The 21,584-nt window shown below is 53.0% G+C and carries 19 protein-coding genes, 1 tRNA gene and 1 other RNA gene; 13 read left to right on the top strand and 8 right to left on the bottom strand.

Annotation, left to right across the window (positions count from 1 at the left end):
• Nucleotides 1–9: 9 nt before the first annotated feature.
• The 4 genes from glyS (at nucleotide 10) to VH187_RS11475 (ending at nucleotide 5,612) form a co-directional block, all read left to right on the top strand.
• Nucleotides 10–2,079, top strand: a complete 2,070-nt coding sequence (gene glyS / locus VH187_RS11460) for a glycine--tRNA ligase subunit beta (protein WP_329701573.1) — start codon at nucleotides 10–12, stop codon at nucleotides 2,077–2,079.
• 176 nt (nucleotides 2,080–2,255) lie between these two features.
• Entirely contained in the window at nucleotides 2,256–4,244 is a 1,989-nt protein-coding gene (gene tssD, locus VH187_RS11465) for a type VI secretion system tube protein TssD (RefSeq protein ID WP_329701574.1), read from the top strand.
• The gene (locus tag VH187_RS11470) at nucleotides 4,241–4,900 is read left to right on the top strand and encodes a DUF2931 family protein (RefSeq protein WP_329701575.1); all 660 of its coding nucleotides are present in this window, start codon (nucleotides 4,241–4,243) and stop codon (nucleotides 4,898–4,900) included. The genes tssD and VH187_RS11470 overlap by 4 nt, the downstream gene beginning before the upstream one ends.
• Before the next feature lie 40 nt (nucleotides 4,901–4,940).
• Complete coding sequence (locus VH187_RS11475; protein WP_329701576.1) at nucleotides 4,941–5,612, top strand: DUF2931 family protein; 672 nt, start codon at nucleotides 4,941–4,943, stop codon at nucleotides 5,610–5,612.
• Between the two features lie 209 nt (nucleotides 5,613–5,821).
• On the opposite strand, the gene VH187_RS11480 is transcribed toward VH187_RS11475, so the two are convergent.
• Complete coding sequence (locus VH187_RS11480) at nucleotides 5,822–6,280, bottom strand: hypothetical protein (RefSeq protein ID WP_329701577.1); 459 nt, start codon at nucleotides 6,278–6,280, stop codon at nucleotides 5,822–5,824.
• Nucleotides 6,281–6,716: 436 nt separating this feature from the next.
• Here VH187_RS11480 and VH187_RS11485 point away from each other — a divergent pair, with 436 nt between their 5' ends.
• Both VH187_RS11485 and VH187_RS11490 read left to right on the top strand, forming a co-directional pair.
• Nucleotides 6,717–6,956 carry a type II toxin-antitoxin system RelB/DinJ family antitoxin gene (locus VH187_RS11485; RefSeq protein ID WP_329701578.1) on the top strand — a complete coding sequence of 80 codons (240 nt, stop codon included), beginning with the start codon at nucleotides 6,717–6,719 and terminating at the stop codon, nucleotides 6,954–6,956.
• A complete protein-coding gene (locus VH187_RS11490) occupies nucleotides 6,956–7,243 on the top strand; it encodes a type II toxin-antitoxin system RelE family toxin (protein WP_329701579.1) in 288 nt (95 codons plus the stop codon). The genes VH187_RS11485 and VH187_RS11490 overlap by 1 nt, the downstream gene beginning before the upstream one ends.
• A gap of 137 nt (nucleotides 7,244–7,380) precedes the next feature.
• On the opposite strand, the gene VH187_RS11495 is transcribed toward VH187_RS11490, so the two are convergent.
• Both VH187_RS11495 and VH187_RS11500 read right to left on the bottom strand, forming a co-directional pair.
• Entirely contained in the window at nucleotides 7,381–7,671 is a 291-nt protein-coding gene (locus VH187_RS11495; protein ID WP_329701580.1) for an HTH-type transcriptional regulator, read from the bottom strand.
• A 251-nt stretch (nucleotides 7,672–7,922) separates the two neighbouring features.
• Nucleotides 7,923–9,290, bottom strand: coding sequence for an MFS transporter (locus VH187_RS11500; protein ID WP_329701581.1), 1,368 nt, complete (start codon nucleotides 9,288–9,290; stop codon nucleotides 7,923–7,925).
• Nucleotides 9,291–9,677: 387 nt separating this feature from the next.
• Between VH187_RS11500 and VH187_RS11505 the strand changes: the two genes are divergently transcribed.
• Entirely contained in the window at nucleotides 9,678–10,388 is a 711-nt protein-coding gene (locus VH187_RS11505) for a DUF3053 domain-containing protein (RefSeq protein WP_329701582.1), read from the top strand.
• A gap of 45 nt (nucleotides 10,389–10,433) precedes the next feature.
• On the opposite strand, the gene VH187_RS11510 is transcribed toward VH187_RS11505, so the two are convergent.
• From VH187_RS11510 to VH187_RS11520, 3 genes are all read right to left on the bottom strand, one after another.
• Entirely contained in the window at nucleotides 10,434–11,687 is a 1,254-nt protein-coding gene (locus VH187_RS11510) for an SGNH/GDSL hydrolase family protein (protein WP_329701583.1), read from the bottom strand.
• A gap of 84 nt (nucleotides 11,688–11,771) precedes the next feature.
• Complete coding sequence (gene ghrB / locus VH187_RS11515; RefSeq protein WP_329701584.1) at nucleotides 11,772–12,743, bottom strand: glyoxylate/hydroxypyruvate reductase GhrB; 972 nt, start codon at nucleotides 12,741–12,743, stop codon at nucleotides 11,772–11,774.
• 153 nt (nucleotides 12,744–12,896) lie between these two features.
• A complete protein-coding gene (locus tag VH187_RS11520; RefSeq protein ID WP_329701585.1) occupies nucleotides 12,897–13,559 on the bottom strand; it encodes an OmpA family lipoprotein in 663 nt (220 codons plus the stop codon).
• A 170-nt stretch (nucleotides 13,560–13,729) separates the two neighbouring features.
• On the opposite strand from VH187_RS11520, the gene VH187_RS11525 reads away from it, so the two are divergent.
• Nucleotides 13,730–16,063, top strand: coding sequence for a molybdopterin guanine dinucleotide-containing S/N-oxide reductase (locus tag VH187_RS11525; protein WP_329701586.1), 2,334 nt, complete (start codon nucleotides 13,730–13,732; stop codon nucleotides 16,061–16,063).
• Here the strand turns inward: VH187_RS11525 and VH187_RS11530 are convergent.
• Both VH187_RS11530 and tag read right to left on the bottom strand, forming a co-directional pair.
• On the bottom strand, nucleotides 16,032–16,472 hold the full coding sequence (locus tag VH187_RS11530) for an N-acetyltransferase (protein WP_329701587.1): 441 nt from the start codon (nucleotides 16,470–16,472) through the stop codon (nucleotides 16,032–16,034). The two genes, VH187_RS11525 and VH187_RS11530, sit on opposite strands and share 32 nt — an antisense overlap.
• Entirely contained in the window at nucleotides 16,450–17,031 is a 582-nt protein-coding gene (gene tag / locus VH187_RS11535; protein ID WP_329701588.1) for a DNA-3-methyladenine glycosylase I, read from the bottom strand. The genes VH187_RS11530 and tag overlap by 23 nt, the downstream gene beginning before the upstream one ends.
• A gap of 146 nt (nucleotides 17,032–17,177) precedes the next feature.
• On the opposite strand from tag, the gene VH187_RS11540 reads away from it, so the two are divergent.
• The 5 genes from VH187_RS11540 to VH187_RS11560 all read left to right on the top strand — a co-directional run bounded on the left by VH187_RS11540 (nucleotide 17,178) and on the right by VH187_RS11560 (nucleotide 21,584).
• Entirely contained in the window at nucleotides 17,178–17,888 is a 711-nt protein-coding gene (locus VH187_RS11540) for an autotransporter domain-containing protein (RefSeq protein ID WP_329701589.1), read from the top strand.
• A 231-nt stretch (nucleotides 17,889–18,119) separates the two neighbouring features.
• Entirely contained in the window at nucleotides 18,120–19,322 is a 1,203-nt protein-coding gene (locus VH187_RS11545) for an L-lactate MFS transporter (RefSeq protein WP_329701590.1), read from the top strand.
• A gap of 244 nt (nucleotides 19,323–19,566) precedes the next feature.
• Nucleotides 19,567–21,249, top strand: a complete 1,683-nt coding sequence (gene eptB, locus VH187_RS11550) for a kdo(2)-lipid A phosphoethanolamine 7''-transferase (RefSeq protein ID WP_329701591.1) — start codon at nucleotides 19,567–19,569, stop codon at nucleotides 21,247–21,249.
• A gap of 91 nt (nucleotides 21,250–21,340) precedes the next feature.
• Nucleotides 21,341–21,417, top strand: a tRNA-Pro gene (locus VH187_RS11555).
• Nucleotides 21,418–21,451: 34 nt separating this feature from the next.
• A non-coding RNA gene (locus tag VH187_RS11560) (RtT sRNA) lies at nucleotides 21,452–21,584 on the top strand.

The following is a 21,584-nucleotide window of genomic DNA, read 5'->3' on the forward strand; positions in this document are numbered from 1 at the left end:
GAGGCGGCCATGTCTGAAAAAACTTTCCTGGTGGAAATCGGCACTGAAGAGCTGCCACCAAAAGCCCTGCGCAGCCTGGCGGAATCTTTTGCTGCGAACGTCACTGCGGAACTGGATAACGCCGGTCTCGCTCACGGCAACGTGGAGTGGTTCGCTGCTCCGCGCCGTCTGGCGCTGAAAGTCGCGGCGCTGGCTGAATCTCAGCAAGATCGCGAAGTTGAAAAACGCGGCCCGGCGGTTTCTGCGGCGTTTGACGCCGAAGGCAAACCGAGCAAAGCGGCAGAGGGCTGGGCGCGCGGCTGCGGTATCACCGTTGAGCAGGCCGAGCGTATGGTCACCGATAAAGGTGAATGGCTGCTGTATCGTGCTCACGTGAAAGGCGAAAGCGCGGAAGCGTTGCTGCCAAACATGATTGCCACCTCGCTTGCTAAACTGCCTATCCCGAAACTGATGCGCTGGGGTGCGTCCGACGTGCAATTCGTGCGTCCAGTGCACACCGTGACCCTGCTGCTCGGCGACAAAGTCGTTCCGGCAACCATTCTGGGTATCGACTCCGATCGCGTGATTCGCGGTCATCGCTTTATGGGCGAGCCAGAATTCACCATCGACAATGCCGATCAGTACCCGCAAATTCTGCTGGAACGCGGCAAAGTGATGGCCGATTACGAACTGCGTAAAGCCAAAATCAAAGCCGATGCAGAAGAAGCGGCGCGCAAAATCGGTGGCAACGCTGACCTGAGCGAAAGCCTGCTGGAAGAAGTCGCTTCACTGGTTGAATGGCCGGTGGTGCTGACCGCTAAATTCGAAGAGAAATTCCTCGCCGTTCCGGCAGAAGCGCTGGTGTACACCATGAAAGGTGACCAGAAGTACTTCCCGGTGTATGGCAACGACGGCAAACTGCTGCCGAACTTCATTTTCGTCACTAACATCGAGTCGAAAGATCCGGTGCAGATTATCTCTGGTAACGAGAAAGTGGTTCGTCCGCGTCTGGCAGATGCGGAATTCTTCTTCAATACCGACCGTAAAAAGCGTCTGGAAGACCATCTGCCGCGCCTGCAAACCGTGCTGTTCCAGCAACAGCTTGGCACGCTGCGCGACAAAACTGACCGCATTCAGGCCCTGGCGGGCTGGATCGCCGGGCAGATTGGTACCGACGTGAACCACGCGACGCGTGCGGGCCTGTTGTCCAAATGCGACCTGATGACCAACATGGTGTTCGAATTTACCGACACTCAGGGCATCATGGGCATGCACTACGCACGTCACGACGGCGAAGCCGAAGACGTTGCCGTTGCGCTGAACGAGCAGTACCAGCCGCGCTTTGCCGGTGATGATCTGCCGTCCAATCCGGTGGCTTGCGCTGTCGCGATTGCCGATAAGATGGATACCCTTGCGGGGATCTTCGGTATCGGTCAGCATCCGAAAGGCGACAAAGATCCGTTTGCCCTGCGTCGTGCGGCGCTTGGCGTACTGCGCATCATCGTTGAGAAGAACCTGAACCTCGATCTGCAAACGCTGACCGAAGAAGCGGTTCGCCTGTACGGTGACAAGCTGACCAACATCAAAGTCGTCGACGAAGTTATCGACTTCATGCTCGGTCGTTTCCGCGCGTGGTATCAGGACGAAGGTTATACCGTTGATACCATTCAGGCGGTGCTGGCGCGTCGTCCGACGCGTCCGGCAGATTTCGATGCTCGCATGAAAGCGGTGTCTCACTTCCGTACGCTGGAAGAAGCCGCTGCTCTGGCCGCCGCCAACAAGCGCGTGTCCAACATTCTGGCGAAATCTGACGAAGTGCTGAACGACACCGTTCACGCCTCGGTGCTGAAAGACGCGGCAGAAATCAAGCTGGCAACCCATCTGGTTGTACTGCGCGATAAACTGCAGCCGTTCTTTGACGAAAGCCGTTATCAGGACGCGCTAATCGAACTGGCTTCGCTGCGCGAACCGGTCGATGAGTTCTTCGAGAACGTGATGGTGAATGCCGACGAAAAAGACGTGCGTATTAACCGTCTGACGCTGCTCAGCAAACTGCGCGAGTTGTTCCTGCAAGTAGCGGATATTTCCCTGCTGCAGTAATCGCTGATTCGCCTGAAACCAACCCGCCTGCTGGCGGGTTTTTTTATTTCTTATTTTTCTCGCTTTTAATAGATATATGACACGACCGGCAATATACGCTCCGATAAAAAGCCTATACTGCGTGGCGAAAGTATTCATCAATATATTATTTATATCTATGAAAAGGACGTCATTAAATGAGTGACATTATCTATCTCAGGTTGACGGGTGAACAGCAAGGGGAAATATCAGCTGGTTGTGGAACCGAAAAATCACTGGGTAACCGCTTTCAATATCGACATGAAAATGAGATCAAGGTTAATAAACTGGATGCCGGCTTCCGAAGTTCCGGGTACGGTGTAAGCGATAAGCGGCTACGCTTTATCAAACCAATAGATAAAAGCTCGCCTTTGCTGGCAAACGCGATAAACAACAACGAGAAGCTCAAGCTTAGCTTCGACTTTTATCGCGTGAGTCGAACCGGTCATCTGGAAAAATATTATCATATCGAACTGCGTGGCGCGGCGGTTCAGGCCATTTCGACATCATTTGTTCTTGATAAGCTGGATGAAGAAAGTATTACTGTCAATTATGAATATATTCGCAGTAAACATCTTATTGCCAACACTGAATTCAGCAACCTGATCCTGCCAGATAATTACCCGCAGCTTTTTCCGGCGAATGAAATACGCCAGCCCGACAAGCGTAATATAACGTTAACTCTTGGCGTCTTTTTTGACGGAACCGGTAATAACGCGGTGAATACGCTCAATATGCTAACGGCCTGCACCGCCGCGCATTTCGACCTTTCTGACCCCGATGCCGCAAGTATTCTCGCCCGCACCGCGCAAGAGAAAATGGGCGTATCGGGAACCGGCGCGACGAGCTACACCGGCGGCTATACGAATATTCACTGGTTGAATCAATTATACAAAACGGACCTGCCGATCGATTCCGGCCAGGCGCAGACGGCGATTTATATTGAAGGCATCGGCACCGAAGCGGGAAAACCGGACAGTATGGTCGGCCTCAGTTTTGGCGTGGCAGATACCGGGGTGATTGCGAAGACGGATATTGCGGTGAAGCAGATTGCAGGGGCATTGAAAAATTTCTTTGATGATATAAGAGAATTTGTGTCCGTACCTTCACTCAAAATCACCTCGTTAAAGTTTGATATTTTTGGCTTTAGCCGCGGAGCCGCGGCAGCCCGTCATTTCGCAAATCGCGTACAATCCCAAGACGTGGCGATTATTAACGCCATTCGCCAGGGTATGAGTGGCATTGAATATGCAGGCGCACCAGCCGGGAAAACCCGCTTTATCGGTATTTTTGATACCGTTGCTGCCATCGGCACCCCGCAAAACGGTCTGAATCCTCATACTGCAGATACCGGCAATGTGAACATCGTTCTGCGCCCTGGTGTTGCGGAAAAAGTGTTTCATATCACCGCACAGCATGAGTGTCGTTTTAACTTCGCGCTCAACAGTGTGAAACCTGCATGGCCTGAACTCGCGTTGCCTGGTGTTCACTCGGACATCGGCGGCGGTTATCTGCCTGCGGTGCGCGAAAATGTCTATCTGACTCGTCCGGAAGCGGAAACTGTGCCCCTGGCAACTCCGCCTGAGAAAACGCGGGCTTACCATCACACAATACAGCAGTTACCAATACTTGGGGCTGCCACCGCATTAGCACCAATCATACGTACCAATGACATCAGCGCAGACGTCTGGGCTGATGAGAGAATGCCAACAGACCCCGTAAAGGGCATGCAAAAGCGAGTATTTGCGGCGTTGACAATGAAAGAGCGGGTCGTGAAAAACGATTGGTCGAAGGTGGTACTGCGGGTGATGATTGCGGCGGCAGAGGATGCAGGTGTGGTGTTTAACGAACTTAGCACTAACGATGCGCTAAATCTTTCGTCAGATCTATTAGCCCTAAATGAGAAAGCAATCATCGCAGGGAAAGAAAGCCGCTCAGGAGGCGGGGGGGTAAGTTTTAATCAACAGGAAATTGAACTTATCGCTCGCGACTTAATTCACTGTTCAGCAAGCTGGAACAGTATTACTTTCGATAGAAAAGGTAAAAATTACGGCGGTACTTCAATGTCAGAGCTATTGGGGTTTATTAATAGGCCCGACGAAAACTGGCAGCGAACAATTTACAATATGGATGGAAATAAAAAATGAAAAGAGCAAAACTGCTTTTAACTGCTTTACTTCTGACGCTCTCTGGCTGCCATTCTGGTGAACCAACAACACCCGAAGGAACAGGTGAAATGCCCTACGGGATGTGGGAGTTTGCTTTCTTTACCCCCAAATCTCTACCTGCCGATGTGGTCTATGTCGGCATTATTGATAATAGAAAGATCCTTTATTCATTCAGAACACTCGATAGTGTGCAAGACAGCTGGGTAACAGTGGATACTTGGAGTAACAAAGTAAGACGACATGCACTATTCAATAAAGCCCGGCATCCTCCAGTTGCTATGCTGATTTGCTGGGACTCAACCATAGATAAAAAAACCTACGAGACAAAGGCTATTTTCCCCGAGTCGATGCGTGAAAGAATGAGTGTTTCAACAGGACTCGATAGCTACGGCGAAAAAGCTTGGTACAACACCTTATTATTTGGACTTGCTCCTGGAGGGAAGGTCAAAATCTGGCTGCAGAATACAGTTGGTGGCAACGGGAGCCTGCCGATAGAACCGGTAAAAATTGTCACAGTGTCGGGGGAAAAATTAGAGGGCTGCAAAGGCATCACGCAGCACACTCAAGGCTATCGATATACCAAAACGACGGAAGATTTTATAAAAGGAAAAACTTATCCGTACGGCGATTGGTGAGGCTGGATGTAATGGTTGGAAGCATGGATGGAAATAAAAAATGAAAAGAACACGAGTAATTTTTGCAATTTTATTCCTGGCGCTCTCTGGTTGTCATTCGGGCGTACCAACAACACCAGAAGAAACAGGTGAAATGCCATATGGCAAGTGGGGGTTTGCATTTTTTACTCCGAAAGCACTTCCCGCCAGAGTGACGTATGTTGGAATCATTGATGCTAAAAAAATTCTTTATTCTTTCAGTAATCTCGACAAAACGGAAAATGATTCTGAAAGCAGTGGGAAGTGGAATAAACGCTATACACGCTTCGCACAATTTAACAAAGCCCTGCATCCACCGGTTGTGATGATGTTTTGCTGGGATTCGATTATTGATAAAAAAACGTATGAAACACGGGTCACGTTTTCAGAATCTTTAAGGAAAAGAATGAGCTTATCTTCAGGGAAAAGTAGGTATGCAGAAACTATATGGTATAGCACTCTACTGTTTGGTCTTGCCCCGGGAGGTACTGTCAAAATTTGGTTGCAAAAGAATAGAGGGGGAGGTGAGAACTTGCCTGTGGAGCCCCAAAAAATCACCACGCTGTCTGGCGATAAACTGGATGGCTGTAAAGGGATTACATTGGCAAATTTTGATTACGATATCCCGGATGGCTACACACAAGAAACTAAAGATGCCATCAAAGGAAAAACATACCCCTATGGCGACTGGTGATTTGTGAACTTCCTCACCGTCATCTTATTTTCAAACCAACCCGCCTGCTGGCGGGTTTTTTATGGTTACGGTTGTGCAGATCAGTTTTCGGTTCGCCGGATGGTGGCTTTTGCCTTGCCCGGCCTACGATCCGGCTATAACAATGTCGGCATTTTTACGGATGTGCCGATTTTCACGTAGGCCCGTGCAAGCACAGCACCGCCGGGCAATCAGTACCATTCTTCCAGACTGACTACACCATATTCCGTGCTGAGCCAACGCGGTGCTTTAAGCGTTCCCGCGAAATAGCAAACCAGCTCGTGGAGCAAATCGCCCATCACCCGTTCGGTCGTCTGACTGAGTGAACCGCCTATCAGCAGTTGCGTGAGCGTCTGGCAGTATTGCCCGAGCTGATCGGCCTCGGGTTCAAACGCAGGCTGGGATAGTGGCGGTTCATTTACGGTCAGGCTGGATTTCAAATAATCCGGTATGGGTTCCAGCAGCGTGGGCTGTAATAACGCCAGACACGCGGAAAGTCGTCCGCAGAGTGCCAGTTTTTGTGTCGGATCGTCGCATTCCACCATCACTTCGGCAAAGCGCTCGCAGTTGTCTGCCAGCTCGGTGAAATCAGTAGTGTGACTCAGTGGTACGCTGAGTAAAGCGTGGTCAAGCGTTGGGGTTATCGCCATAGAGGCAGCCTCCGATGAGTGATTTTTATTACCACCACCCGTGAGGTCAATCACCTGGTGGCAGACTGAGCGAAGTTGACCTTACCGGCCTCATCGGATACCGGCGCACCCGAAAGTGCCCTCACTCAGCCCACCATTGAGGTGTAGCAGAGCGCACAGCATAAACGCGCTATGCCGCCGATGAAGTTAGCAGGAGGTCAATCCCGGCACCTGATAGGCAGGTGCGAGGCGACAATACTGCTGACCCGATCTGACGACAACGTTTTTCCGCTATGTCGTTGTGGATATTATCATTTTCACGAGCATGCTCGCAAAACCCGATGAAGAATAAGGTTAATGCAGGGTTCTTCGTGACTTGGTCTGTCGGTCTTGCTATTTATAAAGCTTGTCATGATAATTGTAATGACAAACGTAAATACACACCGAGGTGAATACCATGGGAAGCATTAATCTTCGTATTGATGATGACCTGAAGACCCGCTCTTACGCAGCCCTTGAAAAGCTGGGCGTGACGCCGTCTGAGGCGCTACGACTGATGCTTGAATATATCGCTGACAATGGTCGTCTTCCTTTTAAACAGGCGCTACTCAGTGATGAAGACGCCGAACTCCTTGAGATTGTTAAGGAACGCCTCCGTGATCCGAAACCAGTGAGAGTGACTCTGGACGACCTTTAATGGATTATCTTCTGGATTTTGACGAACGGGCGCTCAGGGAATGGCGCAAACTGGGATCAACCGTTCGTGAGCAGTTTAAAAAGAAGCTGTCGTCGATCCTCAGCGCTCCGAGGATTGAGGCGAATAAACTGAGTGGCTTGCCGGACTGTTATAAAATTAAACTTAGACAGTCCGGTTATCGCCTGATTTATCAGGTTCTTGATGACCAGATTGTGGTGTTTGTCGTCGCTGTTGGCAAACGCGAAAAGTATGAAGTTTATGCCGAGGCGATTCGCCGCATCCTATAGCCGAAATAGCAGTAAACAGAACTATTTTTCAATGCGTTATAAACCAAAACCCCCGCATGGCGGGGGCTGGGTACACAAAAGTTAACACTCACTTCTTTTCCCGGTGGCGCTGTGCTGACCGGGAGTGGCAAAACACGTTACTCCATCAACTGCCGACTTAATCGTGGATCGGCCTGAATCAATCGCATCAGCTTCAGCTCGGCGGGCGACGGTTTCTCTCGTCTCGATTCCCACTCGTGAACCATTGCTACGCTGACGCCCATGGCTCGGGCAAAATCATCGATTTTCAAACCGGAGCCTTTACGCAGTTGCTCAAACTCGGTAAAGGCGGTGGGCTTTTGGGTCAGGGTAATTCTCTGTGAATCGTCTTTGAAAACAATCTGTTCAAGACTGCTCAGCAGTTCAAACATAGGATCTTTATATTCCATTGAGAACTCCTCTACATCACAACGGGATCGTGAACATCTGAGAGCCTTTTAAGAATAGTCAGTAAAATGGGTGAGGGGTGGTAACGGGAGTGATTATTTGTGCGATATATTTCTCTTGATGCGATTCAGCCTGCCCGAAGTCGCCACTAATTATTTGATAAAGAAACGGGAAAGTTGTTCAGGACTTTTTTTGTAAATCATAAGTAAAAAAGTGGCAAACGGCGGGAGAGGCCCCGCCGTTATTTTTACCCTCAGGCTTTCTGCGTCGCCTCAGGGGCTTCACGGCTGCCGTTACCTGGCCGGCTGTTGGGTTTGGTCATTGCGTATTTGACCATCAGCGCGCTGGCAGACAGTAACGCCGGGATCGCCAGCAGCATGAAAATGGTTTCAAACGACAGTTGCGCCTGCATCAGGAACACGCCGCTGAAGGCCCCGAGAATGCCGCCGAAGCGCCCGATGCCGAGCATCCATGCCACGCCGGTTGCCCGGCCTTGGGTTGGGTAGAATCCTGCTGCGAGCGCCGGCATGGAAGATTGCGCCCCGTTCATGATGCTGCCCGCGATAAAGACCATTACGCCCATCAATACCAGACTGCTGGTGGAGAAACCGACCAGACAGACGAACACGCCCGTCAACAGCCAGCCAACGGCGACGACTTTGTTCGGATTAAATTTATCCATCAGCGCGCCGAGCACCAGTACGCCAATCCCGCCGCCGAGCGGGAACAGGGCGGTGACGATTGATGCCTGACTCATGGTCGCGCCCGTTTCGCGGATAAGCAGCGGCAGCCAACTGGTCAACAGATAGAAAATCAGCAGGCCCATAAAGTAGGTCAGGCAGAGCATCACCGTACCCAACGCATAACGCGGCGAGAAGATAACCCCCAGTGCGGATTTACCCGGCATATTCCCCGCTTCATGCAGCACAAAGTCAGCCTTTGCAGGCAGCGGGGCGATGCGGCGCAGGATCGTCGCGACCTGTGACGGCGATTTGTTTTTGGCCACCAGATAACGCACGGATTCCGGCAGCAGGAAAATCAGCACCACTGCCAGCACCAACGGCATTACGCCACCGAGGATCAGCACGCTCTGCCAGCCGTATTGCGGGATAAGCCAGGCAGAAATGAACCCGCCGAGCGAAGAGCCGATGGGGAAACCAACGAACATCAGGTTCACCAGCAACGCGCGACGGCGTTCAGGTGCATATTCGCTCATCAGTGTCGCCGCATTAGGCATTGCCGCGCCGAGGCCAAGCCCGGTCAGGAAGCGTAGCAATGTCAACTGGTTCAGGCTGGTGGCCGCCGCAGTCAGCAGGCTGAAACCACCGAAAACGAGAATGGAGAGGATCAGCACTTTTTTGCGGCCTATGCGGTCTGCCATCGGGCCTGCGGTCAGCGCGCCGACGGCAAGTCCAACCAGCGCAGCACTCATCACCGGGCCGAGCGCCGATTTTTGCACACCCCATTCCTGCACAAGGTCAGAGGCGATATAGCCGATGATGGCGGTATCGAAGCCATCCATCGCCACGGTGGTAAAGCACAGCACGAGGATCAGCCACTGGTATTTCGTGAACGGATTGTCGTTGATAAAGGCCTGGATATCGGTGGTTGTCTTGGTCATGGCGCGATTCCTGGAAGGAAAATGTGCGATTACCGAACGTAAATCCGTTAATCGTTCATTCAATCAAACCATCCGCGCGCTTTTTCGACAACGGGGTGGCGGGGGGAAGCGTGCGATTATCGTACGATGGCGCAACGTCAGTGCTTTTCCGGGAGATAAAATAAGCGTAATTCAATAAGTTAAAAATGAAATTGCTGAAAAGGATAATCTTATAAATTGTGATGAATACAACAAATAATTAACATTATCGTCAGGAGAAGGAAGTGTGCGACTTTTCCCACCACGATTGAAGGAAAGGGTATCTTGCGAGGCGCTCGTGGACTATCCTTGTCACCGTCAGGCACGTGTGTGCCAGTTTGCGCTTTTTTTGGCTGAAGGAGTATGAAAATGGCGACAGGAAAGTCCTGCTCTCGCTGGTTTGCGTCTGTTGCGGCGTTATTGATGGTAGTTAGCCTGAGTGGGTGTTTCGATAAAGAAGGCGATCAGCGCAAAGCGTTCATCGACTTCCTGCAAAATTCCGTGATGCGTAGTGGCGAACGTCTGCCAACGCTGACCACCGATCAGAAAAAACAATTTGGCCCGTTCGTCTCTGATTACGCCGTTATCTACGGCTATTCTCAGCAGGTGAGCCAGGCAATGGATGCAGGTCTGCGTCCGGTTGTGGACAGCGTGAATGCGATTCGTGTCCCACAGGATTACATGACTCAGCGTGAACCGCTGCGTCAGGCTAATGGTGCGCTCGGCGTGCTGAGCCAGCAGCTGGAAAATGCCAAAATGCAGGCCGATGGCGCGCATTCTGCATTGAAACAGAGCGACGACCTGAAGCCGGTCTTTGACCAGGTTTACAATAAAGTCGTGACGCTGCCAGCCAACGCGATTCAGCCGCTGATCCCAGCCGCGCAGATCTTCACCCAGCAGTTAGTGCAGGTGGGCGATTTCGTCGCGCAGCAGAATACTCAGGTGAGCTTTGTGGCCAACGGTATTCAGTTCCCGACCTCTCAGCAGGCGAGCCAGTACAACTCGCTGATTGGGCCGCTGGCGTCTCAGCATCAGGCATTTAATCAGGCCTGGACTGCGGCGGTTAACGCCACGCGTTAAGATTGACGACCGGGTAACGTCCTGTTGCCCGGTATCTCCTCTGTTTTACTTCCCTGACGACATCAGCACTTCCAGCGGAATTTTCTCTGCAAGCATACGATTACCCGCATCACCCGGATGCAGACTGTCGCCGGAATCGATGGCTGGCGCTAAACGTAAGGGATGAGCGGGATCGGCTGCGTATTTATCAAAATCAATCACCGCATCGAACGTTCCGCTGTCGCGGATCCAGGCGTTGAGCTTCTGACGCAGCGCGTCTTTGTCTGCGGTGTAATAGCCGTGAACCGGGGAATCGTGCAGCGCACCTTCAAACGGTGTCAGTGTCACGCCAATTATCCTTACGCCACGGCGGTGCGCCTGAGCGACAAGCTGGCGATAGCCCATCTGCAAGGATTCCAGTGTCGGAAGTGGTGCGTCGGGCGCGAAAATCGTGCCTGACCAGCTAATGTCGTTGATGCCAATCAGCACGATGGCAGTGCGCACGCCGGGTTGGTCCAGAACATCCCGCGCAAACCGCGCCACGGCGTTATCGCCCATTTGATCTGAAAGTAACCGTCCACCGGAAATCCCTGCGTTAATCACCGCGATGCCTTTTGGGGCGAGGCGCTGTGCCAGGAAATCAGGCCAGCGCGCGTCGGAATCTACGCTTACGCCGTCCCCGTCGGTAATCGAATCACCAATCACCGCGATCGCCTGCGGCTCGGGCTGTGCCGTTTGCACTTCAATGCCGGTCAGCAATGTGCGGGTGGTCATCGCGGTGGCAGAAGTGAGCGTGGGTGCAGATACCTGATTACCTGCCGCCAGCCAGGCCGTTTGCCGTGCATCCCAATGGAAAGTGGTGGTCGGTGTGTTATCCGGTAAAAACGTGCTGACGGTCATGTGCGATAAGGCGTTCACGGGCAAATCCAGCGGGTCACTGAGTAGCGGTGCGCCAGGAGGGATCGTGGCCGATGTTTCTCCGCTAAATGTGACTGTTTTCAGTGTCGCGGTTTGCATCGACGACGCTTTATCTGTCACTGCCACCGTGGCCGCACCAATTTTCAGCGGCTGTTTCCCATACGCATTGGAAAACACCAGCCGGACTTTTTTTCCGCCAAGGCTGATGCGGGCCACCTGGCGCAGGGTCTGGCCTTCAATCACAGCAGGAATATTGGTGGGAAAGGCGAAGTCCTTGCCCCATATGGCTTGTGGGCTGGCGGTCCAACTGGCGACCCAGCCATTTCGCGATATAGGTTCTGCATGGGCGAACGGAAAAATCAGCAATGCAGTCAGGGCGGTAAAAACGGCGAGTAAGCGCATAGTCAAACCTGTGAGTGGTTTTCTGTCGCTGTAAGAGGCGGGGAAATTGCCCGGTCAGCCTGCGCCGCCGGGCCGGTGAGGGCTTTACGCGACCTGCGGGTTGACGCAGTTTTTCTCCACATTGCCTTTCAGCGCAGCAATAAGATTGTCTACCGCTGTGGCCGCCATATTGTAGCGTGTCTCGTGGGTGGCAGAGCCAATGTGTGGCAGCGCCACGACATTCGGCAGTGTAAGCAATTCAGACGAGACGGGCAGCGGTTCCTGTTCGAATACATCCAGACCTGCGGCATGAATTTCACCGGCTTTTAGCGCGGCGATTAACGCATTTTCATCTACTACCGGACCACGCCCGGCGTTAATAAAAATAGCCGAGGATTTCATTTTGGCGAACTCTGGTGCGCCAAACAGATGGCGAGTTTCCTCGGTCAGCGGCAGGATCGAACAGACAAAATCGGCTTCCTGAATCAAGGTGTCGAGACTGCAATGGCGCGCGTTAAAACGTTCTTCCGCCTCTTTGTGCTGACGGCGTGCGTTATATAACACCGGCATGCCGAAGCCGAAATGCGCGCGCTGCGCCAGCGCCAGCCCAATGCGGCCCATCCCGACGATGCCGATGGTTTTATGGTGCACGTCGGTGCCAAACCAGTCCGGGCCGATGCCTTTGGTCCACTCTCCGGCTTTTACACGTTCGGCCACTTCCACCACCCGGCGTGCGCTGCTCAAAATCAATGCCATCAGCGTGTCGGCCACGGTTTCGGTCAGGGCGGTTGGGGTGTGCATCAGCAGCACTTTACGGGCGTTGAGCGCTTCTACGTCATAGGTATCGTAGCCCACTGAAATTGTTGAAGCCGCGCGTAACGCAGGCATTTTGTCGAGCAGAGCGGCATCGACGGTTTCACTGGAGCCGAGCAGCCCGACGGCATTTTTAAACACATCAGCATGGTTCTGAACCGTATTCGCGCTGATATCCGGTAGGGTTGTGACCGTGAAATGGGCGTTGAGGCGTTGCAGTAGATCGTCAGGTAACGTTTTGTAGAGAATAACGGACGGCTTCATTCTGATCTCCATAAGAAAGGCTTCAGCTGTAGCGCTGATCGTTAGCAGGCTTAGGAGTCAGAGTAAGCCAACGCCGGACTGAAATGCCAGTCCAGATTTTCGGGGGGAAGAGAGAAATGGCCCGATTGCAGGAGGCAACCGGGCAGATACGGTTTACTGCAACGGGCTAAGGGTGATTTCTACGCGACGGTTCTGCGCTTTGCCTTCAGCAGTGCTGTTGCTGGCGATCGGATTCGCCGGGCCCATACCGGTGGTGCGGATACGGTTGGCTGCGACACCCTGAGTAATCAGGGAGCTGGCGACGGAATCCGCACGCTGTTGCGACAGACGCATGTTGAGATCCTGGCCACCCGTGCTGTCGGTGTAACCCACAACGTTGACGGCGGTTTTTTCGTACTCTTTTAACACCATTGCCACGCCGGTCAGCGTGTTAGCACCCGCTGGTTTAAGGTTAGCGCTGCTGCTGTCAAAGGTGACGTTGTTCGGCATATTCAGCACGATGGTGTCGCCATTACGTGTCACGCTGACGCCCGTACCTTGCATTTTCTGGCGCAGTTTCGCTTCCTGCACATCCATGTAATACCCTACGCCACCACCGACTGCAGCACCTGCTGCTGCGCCAATCAGCGCGCCTTTACCACGATCTTTCTTCGACGAAGAGAGCATGCCAATACCTGCACCCGCCAGCGCGCCGATGCCTGCGCCAATGCCGGATTTACCCGCTTCACGCTCGCCGGTATAAGGGTTGGTGGTACAGCCTGACAGGGCCAGCGCGCCGCTTACCATTGCAGCAATCATGATTACGCGTTTTTTCATCTTATTTCCTTAATCCTTTTTATTCTTTGCCACGGTGACCGTGGTGGTTGATTATGACGCTGGATTGTGGAGAAAATTCCAAAAGCATTCCTGAAATTTATTAATAAATAAAAATAGTGATGAAAAAAATCGCCGTCGCACCACCTGCCTTCGTTAACCAGGAGCCTGTTTTGGCCAACTCATCTGCAACAAAAACCGTTCTGACTGCCGCCCACTGGGGGCCAATGCTGGTCGAAACCGAGGGCGATACCGTGCTCTCTTCCCGTGGCGCGCTTGCCGACACTTTCGAGAACTCACTGCAAAGCGTGGTGCGCGATCAGGTGCACAGTAAAACGCGGGTGCGCTATCCGATGGTGCGCAAAGGTTTCCTCGCATCGCCGAGTAATCCACAGGGCGTGCGTGGGCAAGATGAGTTTGTGCGGGTGAGCTGGGATGAAGCGCTGGATCTAATCCACGCTCAGCACAAAAGAATTCGTGAAACCCACGGCCCGGCGTCGATTTTCGCGGGTTCCTATGGCTGGCGATCGGTCGGCGTGATGCACAAAGCCGCCACTCTGTTACAGCGCTATATGAGCCTGGCAGAGGGTTATACCGGGCATTTAGGGGATTACTCCACCGGGGCGGCGCAGGCGATTATGCCTTACGTCGTCGGCGGCAATGAAGTTTACCAGCAGCAGACCAGCTGGCCGCTGATTCTGGAACATACTGACGTCGTGGTGCTGTGGAGCGCCAACCCGCTTAACACCCTGAAAATTGCCTGGAATGCGTCGGACGAGCAGGGCATTACGTTTTTCGATAAGTTGCGAAACAGCGGCAAACGCCTGATCTGCATCGATCCGATGCGATCGGAAACCGTCGATTTCTTCGGCGAGTCGATGGAATGGCTGGCTCCGCACATGGGCACTGACGTTGCGTTGATGCTCGGCATTGCCCATACGCTGGTGGAAAACAACTGGCACGACACGGCGTTCCTGGAACGCTGCACGACCGGTTATGAACATTTTGCTGAATACCTGACCGGCGAGCGTGACGGCATAGCGAAAACCGCCGAGTGGGCGGCAGATATTTGCGGCATTGATGCGACGAAAATCCGCGAACTGGCAGATATATTCCATAAAAATACCACCATGTTGATGTCTGGCTGGGGTATGCAGCGTCAGCAGTTTGGTGAGCAGAAACACTGGATGCTGGTGACGCTGGCGGCGATGCTTGGGCAAATCGGCACACCGGGTGGCGGCTTTGGCCTCTCTTATCACTTTTCCAATGGCGGCAACCCAACGCGCCGCGCGGCAGTGCTGGCATCAATGCAGGGCAGCATCGCGGGCGGCACTGACGCAGTAGATAAAATCCCGGTGGCGCGCATTGTCGAAGCGCTGGAAAATCCCGGCGCGCCATATCAACACAACGGCATGGACCGACACTTCCCGGATATTCGCTTTGTCTGGTGGGCAGGCGGGGCGAACTTTACCCATCATCAGGACACTAATCGCCTGATCCGTGCCTGGCAAAAGCCAGAACTTATCGTCATTTCGGAGTGTTTCTGGACCGCCGCTGCGCGCCATGCAGACATTGTGCTGCCAGCCACGACCTCGTTTGAGCGTAACGATTTGACCATGACCGGCGACTACAGCAACCAGCATATGGTGCCAATGAAACGCATTGTACCGCCTCGCGATGAAGCGCGCGATGATTGGGACGTGTTTGCGGAACTCAGTGAACGCTGGGAAACGGGCGGGCGCGAGCGCTATACCGAGGGCAAAACAGATCTGCAATGGCTGGAAACGTTCTATGAGATAGCCGGACAGCGCGGCGCAAGCCAACAAGTGACGCTGCCGCCGTTCCAGCAATTCTGGGAGGCGAATGAGCTGATTGAAATGCCAGAGAGTGAGGAGAACGCCAAATTCGTGCGCTTCGCGGCATTTCGTGACGATCCGCTCGCCAATCCGCTCAAAACTGACAGTGGCAAAATCGAGATTTATTCACAGCGGATTGCGGGCTTTAATTATGCCGATTGCCCCGGTCACCCGACCTGGCTTGAACCGGATGAGTGGCACGGCAATGCGCAGAGCGGGCAGTTGCAATTGTTGTCGGCACATCCGGCGCACCGTCTGCATAGCCAACTGAATTTCACGTCGCTGCGCGAGCAGTATGCGGTGGCGGGGCGTGAACCATTGACGCTCCATCCAAAAGACGCTCAAGCTCGCGGAATTGCCAATGGCGATTTGGTCAGAGTCTGGAATGGACGCGGGCAAGTGCTGGCGGGCGCGGTGGTGACCGAGGGTATTCGCGAAGGCGTGATTTGTCTGCACGAAGGCGCGTGGCCGGATTTGGATCGTGAAGCCGGTGGTATCTGCAAAAACGGTGCGGTCAACGTGCTGACCAAAGATCTGCCCAGCTCAAAACTGGGGAACGGTTGTGCGGGGAATACGGCGCTGGTGTGGCTGGAGAAATACCACGGACCAGCGCTGGAGCTTACAGCATTCGATCCGCCTGCCAACGCATAATCCAGGTCGGTTGCCGGGTTTCATCCTGCCATGCGCTGTCTTCAATACGGAAGCCCTGCGCATGGTAGAAATTCACCGCCCGGCTGTTCTTCTGGTACACCTCAAGGCTTAAATCCGGGTAGCGATCGCAGACAAACGCGAGCAGCGCCCGGCCAACTCCACGACCAATGCACTCTGGCGCGACAAACAGCGCGCCGATAAAGCGCTGGTCCATGACGCTGATAAACCCCTGCATAACGCCTTCATCTTCCCACACCCAGGTATGCGCGGCGGGCAGATACACGTCGCGCACAAGCGGTTCACTTTCGTGCCAGTAGCTTTCTTCAATAAACGGGTGTGCGTAGATGGTGCTTTCCAGCCACAGCTTTAACAGCGGGCGGCGATCGCTACTTTGCCATTTGCGGATCATCGTCGCCCCCTGGGTAGCAGAAGCAGCCGGTGACGTGGTCGTTGACCAGCCCGCAGGCCTGCATGAAGGAGTAGCAAATAGTGGTGCCGACAAACTTAAAGCCACGTTTTTTCAGCGCTTTTGACAGTGCATCTGACGCGGGAGTACTGGTGGGGATTTCGGCAAGCGTTGCGGCGTGACGGATCTGCGTTTGATTATCGACAAACGACCAGACGAAATCGGCAAACGGTTCACCGTTCGCTTCCATCGCCAGAAAGGCACGGGCGTTGCCAATAATGGCCTGAATTTTCCCGCGATGACGGATGATCCCGGCATTTTGTACCTGTTGCTCAACATCTTCTTCGGTCATCGCCGCCACTTTTAGTGGGTCGAAGTGATGAAACGCCTGACGATAGTTTTCACGTTTTTTCAGCACCGTTATCCATGAAAGCCCCGCCTGCTGGCCCTCAAGGCAGATCATTTCAAACAGCTTTTGATTATCCCGCTGGGCGACGCCCCATTCGCTATCGTGATAGGCCATGTAAAGCGGGTCCTGACTTACCCAACCGCAACGTTCCATCTGATTCTCCCACTTTTTTGATGTCGATGAAGAAATGTTCAACCTGCCTTGACGACAGAAATAAAATGACAATATTTAGTAATACGCAATCGCGTAAAAAATCATAACAACAATGCCGGTTTTGGCTCTTTCGGAGTCGCAAAAAAATGATAATTCAGAAATGCATTGGCTTCCGGGGTGGTCTATACCCGGCATCTGTCTTTGTGTGGATGTCTTTTGTGACATCAGCATTTGCCTGGCAACAGGAATATATCGTTACTGACCCACAAAGTAATACCCCTGAACGCTATACCTGGGATAGCGATCACCAACCACGTTATGACGATATTCTTGCGGAGCGTATAGACGCGGCGCAAACACAGCCCGGCGTTGCTATGAATCAACCCGATGATACACCTCTGGATGCGACTCGTACGCTGAGTGTGGGCTGGAATATTCCACTGAGTCTGCTGTTTTCGACCGGACCGGTGGCGAGCTGGCATTATGACGGTTCGGCCACATCGGTATGGAATGAATTTGGCGACAGCGGCACCAGCACCACGGCGCTGACCGATCCGTTGTGGCATGCCAGTGTCAGTACGCTGGGTTGGCGCGTGGATTCGCAACCGCTGTGGGGCGTGCATCCTTGGGCGCAAATCAGCTACAACCAGCAGTTTGGCGAGAACCAGTGGAAATCGCAGTCAGGTTTAAATCGCACACCAACCTCAACGCAGGATGGCAATTGGGTGGATGTGACGTTAGGCGCGGATATGTTGTTGAATCCGCATATTGCGGCCTATGCGTCGCTTTCTCAGGCTGATAATTTGAGCGAAGGGGCGAATTATCTGTATATCATGGGTGTAAGCGCGCGTTTTTAACAATTCAATATCGTTCGAAAAACATTTCTAATTCCGTTTGTTTACAGTAGTGACAAGGCTTAGCGTGATAGTTACCGCTAACTTTTCGATTTTTTTCATTTCGGCAATGCCATTCATTCTGCTTTCAATGCATTTCATTCCGTACTGACGGCAGTTCATGCCTTTTTTACCCCTGCATGGAATGCACTTCGTTATTTTAGCCGCAGTTAATTTTTAAAAGGCAAAATAGCGATGAACGCTGCAATCCGTCCTTCTACCCGTTGGCTGACGCTGTTCGGGACCATCATTACTCAGTTCGCGCTGGGTTCGGTTTATACCTGGAGCCTGTTCAACGGCGCGCTTTCCAACAAACTGGATGCACCAGTCAGTCAGGTCGCGTTTTCCTTCGGTTTGTTGAGCCTCGGTCTGGCACTCTCTTCTTCTGTCGCCGGTAAACTGCAAGAGCGTTTTGGCGTGAAGCGCGTGACGATGGCTTCCGGGATCCTGCTCGGCGTCGGTTTCTTCCTTACCGCACATGCCAATAGCCTGATGATGCTGTGGCTGAGCGCGGGTTTGCTGGTGGGTCTGGCCGATGGCGCGGGTTATCTGCTGACGCTGTCGAATTGCGTGAAATGGTTCCCGGAGCGTAAAGGGCTGATCTCTGCGTTTTCTATCGGCGCGTATGGTCTCGGCAGTCTTGGTTTTAAATTTATCGACAGCCAACTGCTCGCGACTGTAGGTCTTGAGAAAACCTTCATCATTTGGGGCGCGATTGTGCTGGTGATGATTGTTTTCGGGGCGACATTGATGAAAGACGCGCCGCAGCAGGAAGTGAAAACCACCAACGGCGTGGTAGAGAACGACTTCACGCTGGCGCAGTCGATGCGTAAACCGCAGTACTGGATGCTGGCTGTAATGTTCCTCACCGCCTGCATGAGCGGTCTGTATGTCATCGGTGTGGCGAAAGATATTGCACAGGGCATGGTTCATCTGGACGTCATGACTGCCGCGAATGCGGTGACGGTGATTTCCATCGCTAACCTGAGTGGCCGTCTGGTACTCGGGATCCTGTCTGACAAGATCGCTCGTATCCGCGTTATCACCATCGGTCAGGTCATTTCCCTGGTTGGGATGGCGGCATTGCTGTTTGCCCCGCTGAATGCGATGACCTTCTTTGCGGCAATCGCCTGCGTAGCCTTTAACTTTGGTGGCACCATTACCGTGTTCCCATCGCTGGTCAGTGAGTTCTTTGGCCTGAATAATCTGGCGAAAAACTACGGTGTTATTTACCTCGGCTTCGGGATTGGCAGTATCTGCGGCTCGATCATTGCGTCCCTGTTCGGCGGCTTCTACGTCACCTTCTGCGTCATCTTCGCGCTGCTCATCCTTTCGCTGGCGCTGTCGACCACCATTCGCCAACCAAAAGCGTTGGCGCTGCAACAGGCGCACGCCTGAGTTTCAGCGCCTCTCAGAGCAATGCGTAACACATTGCTCTAATAAATCCTTCCATCCGGGCCATTATTTTTGTAAATATTGCCCGGATCACACTTCCTGCTGACACTTTTTCCCCCCGCTATGGTCTACTTGTTGCGCTTATAGACGTTTCTGATAACTGTCCCTTACGCAATTACTTAATCTGCTTACTGTCATCCGACAGCGAAGTCGGTTTTTTGTACCCCTTTTCCCAGGGTTTGCACGCATGAATTATATTAAATCATTAACGCAACAACGGCTGTGTCTGTTCCTTGCGATGTATATCGGCCTGTTTTTGAACGGCGCGGTATTGGTCAGAAGACTGTTAGGCTATTTTGAACATTTCACGGCAAGAAATGGCGTTTTTGCCCTCATAGAAGTTTTCGGCTCGGTGCTGGTCACCTTCTTCCTGTTACGTTTGTTATCTCTCTTTGGTCGTCGCCCGTGGCAGGTTCTTGCTTCGCTGGTGGTGGTGATCTCCGCCGCAGCCAGCTATTACATGACGTTCATGAATGTGGTGATTGGCTACGGGATCGTCGCCTCGGTGATGACGACGGATATTGACCTGTCAAAAGAAGTTGTCGGGCGTGGCCTGATGATGTGGACTGTACTGTCAAGCTTGCCTCCGCTGTTTCTTATCTGGAGCAACCGCTGCCGCTATACCTTGCTGCGCCAGCTTCGAACCCGCGGCCAGCGCGTGCGCAATCTCGCTGTTGTTCTGATGGCGGGCCTGCTGGTGTGGGCGCCGATTCGCCTGATGGAACAGCAGCAGAAGAAAATAGAAAAAGCGACCGGTGTTGATATGCCAAGCTACGGCGGCGTCGTGGCTAACTCGTATTTGCCTTCGAACTGGGTTTCAGCGCTAGGCTTGTATGCCTGGGCGCAGGTCGATGAAAATTCAGACAGCAAGTCCCTCATCAACCCGGCGAAAAAATTCACCTATGTTGCTCCGGGCAATGACCTGGATGATACCTATGTAGTGTTTATCATCGGTGAAACCACCCGTTGGGATCACATGGGCATTCTGGGTTATGACCGGGATACCACGCCGAAACTGGCGCAGGAGAAAAACCTGGCGGCCTACCGTGGCTATTCCTGTGATACGGCCACCAAGTTGTCTCTGCGCTGCATGTTTGTGCGCCAGGGCGGTGCGGATGATAATCCCCAGCGTACGCTTAAAGAGCAGAACGTGTTTGCGGTACTGAAGCAGCTCGGATTTAGCTCAGACTTGTTCGCGATGCAGAGCGAAATGTGGTTCTACAGCAACACCATGGCGGACAACATCGCTTACCGCGAGCAGATTGGCGCAGAGCCGCGTAACCGTGGCAAAGACGTGGACGACATGCTGCTGCTGAACGAAGTGTCTCAGTCGCTCGAGGGGCATCCTAAGGGCAAGCATCTCATTGTTCTGCATACTAAAGGGTCGCATTACAGCTACTACCAGCGCTACACACGCGATTTTGCGAAGTGGCAGCCGGAGTGTGTCGGCATCAACAAAGACTGCAGTAAGCAGGAATTGATTAACGCCTACGATAACTCGGTGCTGTATGTTGATACCTTCATCAGCCGCGTATTTGACCAGTTGCGTGATAAAAAAGCGATTGTGTTCTATGCGGCGGATCACGGCGAATCCATCAACGAGAAAGAGCATCTGCACGGCACGCCGCGCATGCTGGCACCACCGGAACAGTTCCGTGTGCCGATGATGGTGTGGATGTCCGATAAGTATCTGGAAAACCCGGCACATCAACAGGCGTTTACGCAGTTGAAGAAAGAAGCCGAGATGAAAGTACCGCGTCGTCATGTTGAACTGTATGACACCATCATGGGTTGTCTCGGTTACACCTCGCCAGACGGCGGGATTAACGAGAACAACAACTGGTGCCATGTTCCAGCAAAAGGCCAATAAATCAACGGCGAGTTTATCGCCAATCGGATTGTCTTTTGTCGAAAAGAGATTGACGGGGTTAGCATCTCAGCAGTAAGATGCGCTCCGCATTCGGCGAGTAGCGCAGCTTGGTAGCGCAACTGGTTTGGGACCAGTGGGTCGGAGGTTCGAATCCTCTCTCGCCGACCACATTCGAAAAACCTGCTTTTTAAAGCAGGTTTTTTTTCGTCTGTAGGAAATGAGGATGAGAAGCTCCGGGGTAGGAGGTTCGACTCGAGCGCAGCGAGAGAACGTTGCTTCAGCAACGGCCCGAAGGGCGAGCCACGCAGTGGCGAGTGATCCTCTCTCGCCGACCA

Source organism: Scandinavium sp. (assembly GCF_036271055.1).
GTDB lineage: Bacteria > Pseudomonadota > Gammaproteobacteria > Enterobacterales > Enterobacteriaceae > Scandinavium.

What these genes read in the sequence shown, in the direction of transcription:
- glyS (WP_329701573.1), top strand. Translation starts at nt 10, where the DNA reads ATGTCTGAAAAAACTTTCCTGGTGGAAATCGGCACTGAAGAGCTGCCA.
- tssD (WP_329701574.1), top strand. Translation starts at nt 2,256, where the DNA reads ATGAGTGACATTATCTATCTCAGGTTGACGGGTGAACAGCAAGGGGAA.
- VH187_RS11470 (WP_329701575.1), top strand. Translation starts at nt 4,241, where the DNA reads ATGAAAAGAGCAAAACTGCTTTTAACTGCTTTACTTCTGACGCTCTCT.
- VH187_RS11475 (WP_329701576.1), top strand. Translation starts at nt 4,941, where the DNA reads ATGAAAAGAACACGAGTAATTTTTGCAATTTTATTCCTGGCGCTCTCT.
- VH187_RS11480 (WP_329701577.1), bottom strand. Translation starts at nt 6,280, where the DNA reads ATGGCGATAACCCCAACGCTTGACCACGCTTTACTCAGCGTACCACTG.
- VH187_RS11485 (WP_329701578.1), top strand. Translation starts at nt 6,717, where the DNA reads ATGGGAAGCATTAATCTTCGTATTGATGATGACCTGAAGACCCGCTCT.
- VH187_RS11490 (WP_329701579.1), top strand. Translation starts at nt 6,956, where the DNA reads ATGGATTATCTTCTGGATTTTGACGAACGGGCGCTCAGGGAATGGCGC.
- VH187_RS11495 (WP_329701580.1), bottom strand. Translation starts at nt 7,671, where the DNA reads ATGGAATATAAAGATCCTATGTTTGAACTGCTGAGCAGTCTTGAACAG.
- VH187_RS11500 (WP_329701581.1), bottom strand. Translation starts at nt 9,290, where the DNA reads ATGACCAAGACAACCACCGATATCCAGGCCTTTATCAACGACAATCCG.
- VH187_RS11505 (WP_329701582.1), top strand. Translation starts at nt 9,678, where the DNA reads ATGGCGACAGGAAAGTCCTGCTCTCGCTGGTTTGCGTCTGTTGCGGCG.
- VH187_RS11510 (WP_329701583.1), bottom strand. Translation starts at nt 11,687, where the DNA reads ATGCGCTTACTCGCCGTTTTTACCGCCCTGACTGCATTGCTGATTTTT.
- ghrB (WP_329701584.1), bottom strand. Translation starts at nt 12,743, where the DNA reads ATGAAGCCGTCCGTTATTCTCTACAAAACGTTACCTGACGATCTACTG.
- VH187_RS11520 (WP_329701585.1), bottom strand. Translation starts at nt 13,559, where the DNA reads ATGAAAAAACGCGTAATCATGATTGCTGCAATGGTAAGCGGCGCGCTG.
- VH187_RS11530 (WP_329701587.1), bottom strand. Translation starts at nt 16,472, where the DNA reads ATGATCCGCAAATGGCAAAGTAGCGATCGCCGCCCGCTGTTAAAGCTG.
- tag (WP_329701588.1), bottom strand. Translation starts at nt 17,031, where the DNA reads ATGGAACGTTGCGGTTGGGTAAGTCAGGACCCGCTTTACATGGCCTAT.
- VH187_RS11540 (WP_329701589.1), top strand. Translation starts at nt 17,178, where the DNA reads ATGATAATTCAGAAATGCATTGGCTTCCGGGGTGGTCTATACCCGGCA.
- VH187_RS11545 (WP_329701590.1), top strand. Translation starts at nt 18,120, where the DNA reads ATGAACGCTGCAATCCGTCCTTCTACCCGTTGGCTGACGCTGTTCGGG.
- eptB (WP_329701591.1), top strand. Translation starts at nt 19,567, where the DNA reads ATGAATTATATTAAATCATTAACGCAACAACGGCTGTGTCTGTTCCTT.